The sequence below is a fragment of the Corynebacterium sp. HMSC074H12 genome (assembly GCF_001813755.1).
Classification (GTDB): domain Bacteria; phylum Actinomycetota; class Actinomycetes; order Mycobacteriales; family Mycobacteriaceae; genus Corynebacterium; species Corynebacterium hiratae.
Genome location: NZ_KV813887.1, coordinates 1 through 1,317 on the forward strand (window position 1 = coordinate 1; position 1,317 = coordinate 1,317).

Annotated in this window: 1 rRNA gene; it reads left to right on the top strand. The window is 56.3% G+C overall.

Annotated features, from left to right (window positions below):
- Positions 1–1,308, top strand: a 16S ribosomal RNA gene (locus tag HMPREF2932_RS02930); the annotation flags it as partial.
- Between the last annotated feature and the right edge of the window lie 9 nt (positions 1,309–1,317).

Below are 1,317 nucleotides of genomic sequence, written 5' to 3' on the forward strand. Positions count from 1 at the left end.
TTTTTCGGTGCAAGATGAGCTCGCGGCCTATCAGCTTGTTGGTGGGGTAATGGCCTACCAAGGCGTCGACGGGTAGCCGGCCTGAGAGGGTGTACGGCCACATTGGGACTGAGATACGGCCCAGACTCCTACGGGAGGCAGCAGTGGGGAATATTGCACAATGGGCGGAAGCCTGATGCAGCGACGCCGCGTGGGGGATGACGGCCTTCGGGTTGTAAACTCCTTTCGACAGGGACGAAGCGTAAGTGACGGTACCTGTATAAGAAGCACCGGCTAACTACGTGCCAGCAGCCGCGGTAATACGTAGGGTGCGAGCGTTGTCCGGAATTACTGGGCGTAAAGAGCTCGTAGGTGGTTTGTCGCGTCGTCTGTGAAATTCCGGGGCTTAACTTCGGGCGTGCAGGCGATACGGGCATAACTTGAGTGCTGTAGGGGAGACTGGAATTCCTGGTGTAGCGGTGAAATGCGCAGATATCAGGAGGAACACCGATGGCGAAGGCAGGTCTCTGGGCAGTTACTGACGCTGAGGAGCGAAAGCATGGGTAGCAAACAGGATTAGATACCCTGGTAGTCCATGCCGTAAACGGTGGGCGCTAGGTGTAGGGGGCTTCCACGTCTTCTGTGCCGTAGCTAACGCATTAAGCGCCCCGCCTGGGGAGTACGGCCGCAAGGCTAAAACTCAAAGGAATTGACGGGGGCCCGCACAAGCGGCGGAGCATGTGGATTAATTCGATGCAACGCGAAGAACCTTACCTGGGCTTGACATACACTAGATTGCTGCAGAGATGTAGTGTCCCTTGTGGCTGGTGTACAGGTGGTGCATGGTTGTCGTCAGCTCGTGTCGTGAGATGTTGGGTTAAGTCCCGCAACGAGCGCAACCCTTGTCTTATGTTGCCAGCATTTGGTTGGGGACTCATGAGAGACTGCCGGGGTTAACTCGGAGGAAGGTGGGGATGACGTCAAATCATCATGCCCCTTATGTCCAGGGCTTCACACATGCTACAATGGTCGGTACAACGCGCAGCGACACTGTGAGGTGGAGCGAATCGCTGAAAGCCGGCCTTAGTTCGGATTGGGGTCTGCAACTCGACCCCATGAAGTCGGAGTCGCTAGTAATCGCAGATCAGCAACGCTGCGGTGAATACGTTCCCGGGCCTTGTACACACCGCCCGTCACGTCATGAAAGTTGGTAACACCCGAAGCCAGTGGCCTAAACTTGTTAGGGAGCTGTCGAAGGTGGGATCGGCGATTGGGACGAAGTCGTAACAAGGTACCCGTACCGGAAGGTGCGGGTGGATCACCTCCTTTCTAAGGAGC